Source organism: Aeromicrobium sp. PFPM2_SD2 (assembly GCF_057364525.1).
Genome location: NZ_JBNFNZ010000069.1, coordinates 1 through 7,740, shown reverse-complemented (window position 1 = coordinate 7,740; position 7,740 = coordinate 1). Strand labels below are relative to the sequence as shown.

Genomic DNA, 7,740 nt, shown 5'->3' with positions numbered 1-7,740 from the left:
CGACGTGCCCGGGACGAGGGGCTCGAGGTCGCGTCGACACCAGCGAGGACATGCAGGGCCGCGCGCAGCTCGCCCGGTTCGCCTACGGCGCCCAGATGGTCGAGGCCCGGGTCGACGTCCGCACCGGCGAGGTCGTCGTGCCGCGCTCGGTGGGGGTGTTCGCGGCCGGCCGCATCCTCAACCCGCGCACCGCGCGCTCGCAGTTCCTCGGCGGCATGACGATGGGCCTGTCGATGGCGCTGCACGAGGAGGGCCTGCTCGACGAGCGCTTCGGCGGCTGGGCCAACCACGACCTCGCGACCTACCACGTCGCCGCGAACGCCGACGTCGGCGACGTCACGATCGAGTGGCTGCCCGAGGACGACGGCGAGCTCGGCCCGCTGCGCTCCAAGGGCATCGGCGAGATCGGCATCGTCGGCGCCGCGGCGGCCGTCGCGAACGCCGTCTGGCACGCGACCGGCGTGCGGGTGCGCGAGCTGCCGATCCAGCCGGACAAGCTGCTCGACCGGCTGCCCGACTGACACCTCGCGGTGGGCCCGGGGCGCCCGGGGGTGCCCGACCCGGGCGCTCTCCCGTGCATGTGACACCGTCGATGTCATGATGGTGTCCATGAGTGGCACGCAGACCTTCGACCACGACGTGGTCGTCATCGGCTCGGGGTTCGGTGGCAGCGTCGCGGCGCTGCGCCTGGTGGAGAAGGGCTACTCGGTGGCCGTGCTCGAGGCCGGCCGCCGGTTCCGCGACGAGGACTTCGCCAAGAGCTCGTGGAGCCTGCGCGACTTTCTGTGGGCGCCCGCGGTCGGCTGCTTCGGCATCCAGCGCATCGACCGGCTGCGCGACGTGCTCATCCTGTCCGGGGCGGGCGTGGGCGGTGGCTCGCTGGTCTACGCCAACACGCTGTACGAGCCGCTCGACGCGTTCTACCGCGACCCGGCGTGGGGCCACATCACCGACTGGCGCGACGAGCTGGCCCCCTACTACGACCAGGCCAAGCGGATGCTCGGCGTCTCGGTCTACCCGCGCACCTCTCCGGCCGACACGGTCATGCAGAAGGTCGCGAAGGACATGGGCGTCGCGGACAGCTTCCACTTCGCCCCGGTGGGCGTGACGTTCGGCGACCCCGGCGCGTCCGTCGACGACCCGTACTTCGGCGGCGTCGGCCCGCGGCGCAACGCGTGCCTGCACTGCGGCGAGTGCATGACCGGCTGCCGGCACGACGCCAAGAACACGCTGGTGAAGAACTACCTGTACCTGGCCGAGCGCGCCGGGGCGCAGGTGCACGCGATGACCACGGTGACGTCGGTGACGCCGCTGCCCGGCGGCGGCTACGAGGTCGTCACGCGGCGCACGGGGCGACCGTGGGCGGGGGAGAGGCGGTACACGGCCGAGCAGGTCGTCCTGGCCGCGTCCAGCCTCGGCACCCAGCGGCTGCTGCACCGCATGAAGGACGACGGCCGGCTGCCGCGGGTCTCGCCGCGGCTGGGCATGCTGACCCGCACCAACTCCGAGGCGCTCCTCGGCGCGATCGCGCACGAGGCCGACGTCGACTACACCGAGGGCGTCGCCATCACCTCGTCCATCCACCCCGACGAGCACACCCACGTCGAGCCCGTCCGGTACGGCCGCGGCTCGAACGCGATGTCGCTGCTGCAGACGGTGCTGACCGACGGCAGCGGCCCGGTCGCGCGCTGGCGGGTGTGGCTGCGCGAGCTGTGGAGCCAGCGGCGCAACATCCGCCGGCTGTACGACTTCAAGCACTGGAGCGAGCGGACGATCATCGCGCTGGTCATGCAGACCCACGACAACTCGATCACGACGTACACCAAGCGCGGGCTGCTCGGCCGGCGCCGGCTGACGTCCAAGCAGGGGCACGGGGCGCCGAACCCGTCGTTCATCCGCGAGGGTCACGAGGCGGTCCAGCACATGGCCCGGCACATGGGCGGCACGGCCGGCGGCACCATCGGCGAGCCGTTCGACGTCCCGATGACGGCGCACTTCATGGGTGGCTGCACGATCGGCGACTCGCCCGAGACCGGCGTCGTGGACCCGTACCACCGGCTGTTCGGCCACCCTGGGCTGCACGTGGTGGACGGCTCGACGGTGACGGCGAACCTGGGCGTGAACCCGTCGCTGACGATCACCGCGCAGGCCGAGCGCGCGCTCGCGATGTGGCCCAACCGCGGCGAGGCCGACCCGCGCCCGCCGCTCGGCGCGACCTACCGCCGAGTCGAGCCGGTGACCCCCAAGAACCCCGTGGTCCCCGTCGACGCCCCCGCCGCCCTGCGCCTCCCCATCGTCGACGTGAGCTAGCCGCTGTCGGTTTTGCGCGGGGTCGGGTTTACCTGGGGGCCCAGGGTAAACCCGACCACCCCAGGTCGGTACGCCTGGGGTTGTCAAGGAATCCTGGGGTCGTCACGTCGGCGTCGAGTACCAGCGGCGGGATCGCTCGAGCGCGGCACGGATCCGCGCCGCAGTCCTCGGTCGCGCGTCCGTCGCCAGGTCGCGCCACGTCCAGCGCGAGACGCCGAGACCGGTGTCCCGGATACGGTCCTCACGCTCCTTCTCGGCCACCAGCGTCGCGACGGGGTCGGACGACCACGGGTTCTGACGCCCGTACTTGACGATGCCGTCGAACTCGCCGACGTGGTGCCAGTCCAGCCACCCGGCGTCCACGACGCGACCAGGCCGGCCGCGTCGTGCACCGGCACCTGGCAGGTCGGGCGGGGCAGACCCTGCTCCCAGCACATGAACAGGCTGCGCGCTTCCCCGGCCGTGTGGCACCCCGGGTCGGCCAGGCTCAGACCGAGGCGGGCCGTCCGCATCCCTGGCCTTCTGCTCAGCCGCCGTACGGCGTCGAGCAGGGAGGGTTCGTCGGCCCGACCGTCGCGCAGGGCGCTGCAGGCGACCACCATCGCTCCCTCGACGCTGGCAAGACAGGCGGACTCGACGACGGCGCGCGGGGCCGCGACCGTGAGCGCGCCGTCGATGTGGACCAGCTCATCGTCGTCCGGGGCTCCCTCGTGCTGCACGACCCCGCTCTCGGTCCGGCCCCGATGTGCTCCCCGCGCGGTGACGTGGACGGTCGCGAGGTCGGTGCCGTGGAGGTCGAGTCCATGAAGGGCAGCGGCAGAGGTGTGCGAGGCGACGTACCCGTCACCGAGCCGGTGCAACGTCGCGCGCGTCCGGATCGCCAGCTGCTGGACGTTCGTCGCGGCACGCCACGTCGTCGTCGGCGCGTAGGCCCCGTGCCGTATGCGAGTCAGGCGGGTGGACCGCAGCCAGGCTCCCAGCGCGTCGTCCGTGACGCCGACGGCCAGTGCCTGGCGGCGGAGGAAGAAGCCGCCTTGGCGCTCGGCAAGTAGGAGGAGGGCATCGAGCATGACTTGAGGATCGCGCCGGCGGGCGCGGGTCGTGCTCCCCGGACCACGCGCCTGTGTGCAACACGGTCGTCCGGCTGAGCCTGGGGACAGTCATGGCCCCAGGCGTCCTCGACGGCCCCAGGACGGCAGACCTGGGGCGTCGGGTTACCTGGGGCCCCAGGTAAACCAGGCCCCCCACACGCAGCAGAGCCCGGCCGGAGGGAGGTCACGGACCGGGCTCTGCAGGGCATCCGGTGGGAACCGGGTGCCTGATCCAACGGGAGGGAGAGGTTGTCAGATCACCTCGTCCAACGACCCGTCGTCGCGCGCGGTTACGGCCGCCGGGCGAGAAGTTCGGCCCCGATAGACTTCCCGCGTGACCGCCGCGCAGACAGACCACGACCTCGTCCTCGTCGTCGACTTCGGTGCCCAGTACGCCCAGCTCATCGCGCGCCGCGTGCGCGAGGCGAACGTGTACTCCGAGATCGTCCCGCACACGATGTCCGCCGACGAGATGCTCGCGAAGAAGCCCGCGGCGATCATCCTGTCCGGCGGACCCTCGTCGGTGTACGAGCCCGGCGCCCCGCAGCTGGACGCCCGACTGGTCGACGGCACCGTCCCGGCCTTCGGCATCTGCTACGGCTTCCAGGCCATGGCCCAGGCGCTCGGCGGCACCGTCGCCCACAGCGGCCAGCGCGAGTTCGGACGCACGCCGGTCGAGGTGATCGAGCCCGGCGTCCTGCTCGGCGCCGTGCCCACCGCGCTGACGTCCTGGATGTCGCACGGCGACGAGGTCGTCGCCGCCCCCGAGGGCTTCACCGTCAACGCCCGCTCGCCGCGCGCCACGGTCGCCGCGTTCGAGCACCTGGGTCGCAAGATCGCCGGCGTCCAGTGGCACCCCGAGGTCATGCACTCCGAGCACGGCCAGAAGATCCTCGAGCACTTCCTCGTCGACATCGCCGGCTGCCGCCAGACCTGGACGAGCGCCAACATCGTCGAGGAGCAGGTCGCGCTCATCCGCGAGCAGGTCGGCGACGCGCGCGTCATCTCGGCCCTGTCCGGCGGCGTCGACTCGGCCGTCTCGACCGCCCTCGTCCAGCGCGCCATCGGCGACCAGCTCACCGCCGTCTTCGTCGACCACGGCCTGCTGCGCAAGGGCGAGGCCGAGCAGGTCGAGCAGGACTACGTCGCGGCCACCGGCGTCGACCTCAAGGTCGTCGACGCCTCCGAGCAGTTCCTCGGCTTCCTCGAGGGCGTCAGCGACCCCGAGCAGAAGCGCAAGATCATCGGCCGCGAGTTCATCCGCGTCTTCGAGCAGGCCGAGCGCGAGGTGCTGGCCACGCCCGGTCCGCCGGTGAAGTTCCTCGTCCAGGGCACGCTCTACCCGGACGTCGTGGAGTCCGGCGGCGGCGAGGGCGCGGCCAACATCAAGAGCCACCACAACGTCGGCGGGCTCCCGGACGACCTGCAGTTCAGCCTCATCGAGCCGCTGCGCACGCTGTTCAAGGACGAGGTCCGCGAGGTCGGCCGCCAGCTCGGCATCCCCGAGGCGATCGTCGGCCGGCACCCGTTCCCCGGCCCGGGCCTGGCGATCCGCATCGTCGGTGCCGTGGACGCCGAGCGGCTGCGCATCCTGCGCGAGGCCGACGCGATCGTCCGCGAGGAGACCTCGAAGGCCGGCCTCGACGGCGACATCTGGCAGTTCCCGGTCGTGCTGCTGGCGGACGTCCGCTCGGTCGCGTCCAGGGCGACGGCCGCACGTACGGCCACCCGGTCGTGCTGCGTCCGGTCTCCAGCGAGGACGCCATGACCGCCGACTGGAGCCGCCTGCCCTACGAGGTCCTGGAGCGGATCTCCACGCGCATCACCAACGAGGTCGACGAGGTCAACCGCGTCGTGCTCGACGTCACCAGCAAGCCGCCGGGAACCATCGAGTGGGAGTGAACGCGGCCTAGGCGCCCTCGGGCGCCGGGTCGCCGTAGTCCGCGAGGGCCTGGACGTACTGGGTGCCCACGTCGATGCGGGTGACCTCGCCGTAGGCGAACTCGCGCAGCTCGGGGTGCTCCCACTCGACGGCCGGGTCGATGAAGCGGAGCGTGAATCCGTCGTCCGCGAGGTCGACCAGATGACCGACCATCAGGGGCCCGTCCTCCTCGTGCTCGAGGTGGAACGCGATCATCGGCCCCCGGTCGCTCGCCACCTGCAGCACGTCACGCGTGCGGGCGTCGTCGGGCAGCCGCACGTGCGGCATCACGTGCCCGTGGCCAGCGAGGACGCGCTGGGCGTAGGCCCAGTGGTTGCCCTTGCGCACCCGTGTCACGTGCTTGGGTCGCACGAACGCGATGCCGTCGGGGAAGAGCCCGTCGTGCAGGACCTCGAGGGCGACCCAGCGACGCGTCACCGCGAGCACGAACCCCCCGACCTGCCCGTCGTGGACGCGATCGCGCTCGATGCGGACCGGACGTCCACGCCGCTGGGCTCGTTCGAGACGGTCCAGGATCCGGCGGCGCGACTTCTTCATGGCTGCAGTCTGGCAGTCGTCAGTCCTCGCGGCGCTGGTAGACGTCCGGGATGCCGTCGGCGTCGTCGTCGCGGGCCTCCTCGGCCGCGAGGCGCGCGTAGTGCTTGTCACGGGCCCGCAGCACGATCGTCGCGCCGACCACCGACAGCAGCGTGCCGCTGAGGACGCCGAGCTTGGCCTCCTCGCCCAGCAGGGTGCCGGCGCCGTAGGCCAGCTCGCCGATCAGCAGCGAGACGGTGAACCCGATGCCGGCGAGCATGGCCAGGCCCACGACGTCGATCCACGCCACGCCGTCGCCCAGCTTGGCCCGGGTGAACGTGGCCAGCACCCAGGTGGTCAGGGTGATGCCGACGGTCTTGCCCACGAGCAGGCCGAGCATGACGCCGAGCGCGACCGGGGTCGTGAGCGCGTCCACCGCCTCCGACGGCGAGCCGACGGCCACGCCGGCGGCGAAGAACGCGAAGACGGGCACGGCGAAGCCGGACGAGAACGGACGCGCGAGGTGCTCCAGGTGCTCGGCCAGACCGGGGCCGTCCTGGCCGTCGCGGCGCATCACCGGCACGGTGAAGGCCAGCAGGACGCCGGCGACGGTCGCGTGGACGCCCGACGCGTGGACGAGCGCCCAGGTGAGCGCGCCCAGCGGCAGCAGCAGCCACAGCGAGTAGCGGCGCTTCTGGACGAGCACGCCGTAGACCGCCAGCGGGACGAGCGCGAGCGCGAGCCACTGCAGGTGCAGCTCGGAGGTGTAGAAGACCGCGATGACGCAGATGGCCAGCAGGTCGTCGACCACGGCGAGCGTCAGCAGGAAGGTGCGCAGCGCGGTCGGCAGGTGGCTGCCGACGACGGCCAGGATCGCCAGCGCGAACGCGATGTCGGTGGCGGTGGGGATGGCCCAGCCCTCCAGCGCGCCGCCCCAGTTCAGCGCCACGAAGACGAGGGCCGGCACGACCATGCCGCCGACGGCGGCGAGCACGGGCAGCACCGCGCGTCCCGGGTCGCGCAGGTCGCCGGCGACGAACTCGCGCTTGAGCTCCAGCCCGGCGACGAAGAAGAACACCGCGAGCAGACCGTCGGCCGCCCAGGTGCCGAGGCTCAGGTCCAGGTGCAGCGCGTGCGGTCCGACGACGGTGTCGCGCAGCGACTCGTAGCCGGCGCCGACGACGTTGGCGCAGACCAGGCCGAGCAGGCCGGCGGCGATGAGCAGGAACCCGCCCACGGTCTCCATGCGCAGGACGTCGGCGATGCGGCGGGCCTCGGGCCAGGTACCGGGCGAGAAGATCTGGGTGCGGGCCACGGGGGCTCCTTCAGGGGTCGGCGACGGGATGCCGACCAGACTTCCCGGCTCACCTGCGTCCATCGTATCGAGCGGTCGATAGCCTGCCCGGGTGACACCCGACGACCCCTGCCCGTGCGGCTCCGGCCGGACGTACGCCGCCTGCTGCGGCCCGTTGCACGCCCGCACCCGCCTCGCCGCGACGCCCGAGGAGCTGATGCGGTCGCGCTACTCGGCGTTCGCGCTGGGCCTGGAGGACCACCTGCTCGCGACCTGGCACCCGCGGACGCGCCCCGGCGGACGCGGCCCCGACGCCCGGCCTGCGCTGGACCGGCCTGGTCGTGCACGAGGCCACGGGCGGCCCGGACGACACCGCCGGCACCGTCGAGTTCACCGCCTCCTTCACGTCGCCGGACGGCCCGGGAACACTGCACGAGGTGAGCCGCTTCGAGCGCCGCGGCGGACGCTGGTTCTACCTGGACGGGGACGTCGGCTGAGCCTCGCGCGCCGCGGCGCCGTCCCCGTGGTCGAATGAGCCCCATGCCCGTCCTCGCGCTCGGTGCCCCCAACGGCGGCGCGCGACGCCG

6 protein-coding genes and 3 pseudogenes are annotated in these 7,740 nt (G+C 72.6%); 5 read left to right on the top strand and 4 right to left on the bottom strand.

All coding sequences use genetic code 11. From position 1 onward, the window contains the following. Positions 1–521, top strand: a 521-nt coding sequence (locus AC2W7G_RS05510; protein WP_485867550.1) for a molybdopterin cofactor-binding domain-containing protein, incomplete at its 5' end; no start/stop codon positions are given. 88 nt (positions 522–609) lie between these two features. Beyond that, complete coding sequence (locus AC2W7G_RS05505; RefSeq protein ID WP_485867549.1) at positions 610–2,310, top strand: GMC oxidoreductase; 1,701 nt, start codon at positions 610–612, stop codon at positions 2,308–2,310. 102 nt (positions 2,311–2,412) lie between these two features. On the opposite strand, the gene AC2W7G_RS05500 is transcribed toward AC2W7G_RS05505, so the two are convergent. Further along, positions 2,413–2,673, bottom strand: a complete 261-nt coding sequence (locus AC2W7G_RS05500; RefSeq protein WP_485867551.1) for a hypothetical protein — start codon at positions 2,671–2,673, stop codon at positions 2,413–2,415. A gap of 617 nt (positions 2,674–3,290) precedes the next feature. Next, positions 3,291–3,380: pseudogene (locus AC2W7G_RS05495) on the bottom strand (hypothetical protein); the annotation flags it as partial. 355 nt (positions 3,381–3,735) lie between these two features. On the opposite strand from AC2W7G_RS05495, the pseudogene guaA reads away from it, so the two are divergent. After that, positions 3,736–5,303 (top strand): annotated as a pseudogene (gene guaA, locus AC2W7G_RS05490) (glutamine-hydrolyzing GMP synthase). A gap of 7 nt (positions 5,304–5,310) precedes the next feature. Here guaA and AC2W7G_RS05485 read toward each other — a convergent pair. Then, entirely contained in the window at positions 5,311–5,880 is a 570-nt protein-coding gene (locus AC2W7G_RS05485; RefSeq protein WP_485867548.1) for a hypothetical protein, read from the bottom strand. Positions 5,881–5,899: 19 nt separating this feature from the next. Further along, a complete protein-coding gene (gene nhaA, locus AC2W7G_RS05480) occupies positions 5,900–7,174 on the bottom strand; it encodes a Na+/H+ antiporter NhaA (RefSeq protein WP_485867547.1) in 1,275 nt (424 codons plus the stop codon). Between the two features lie 91 nt (positions 7,175–7,265). Between nhaA and AC2W7G_RS05475 the strand changes: the two are divergent. Then, a pseudogene (locus AC2W7G_RS05475) lies at positions 7,266–7,406 on the top strand (SEC-C metal-binding domain-containing protein); the annotation flags it as partial. Positions 7,407–7,494: 88 nt separating this feature from the next. Then, positions 7,495–7,650, top strand: coding sequence for a YchJ family metal-binding protein (locus AC2W7G_RS05470; protein WP_485867546.1), 156 nt, complete (start codon positions 7,495–7,497; stop codon positions 7,648–7,650). The last annotated feature ends 90 nt before the right edge of the window (positions 7,651–7,740 follow it).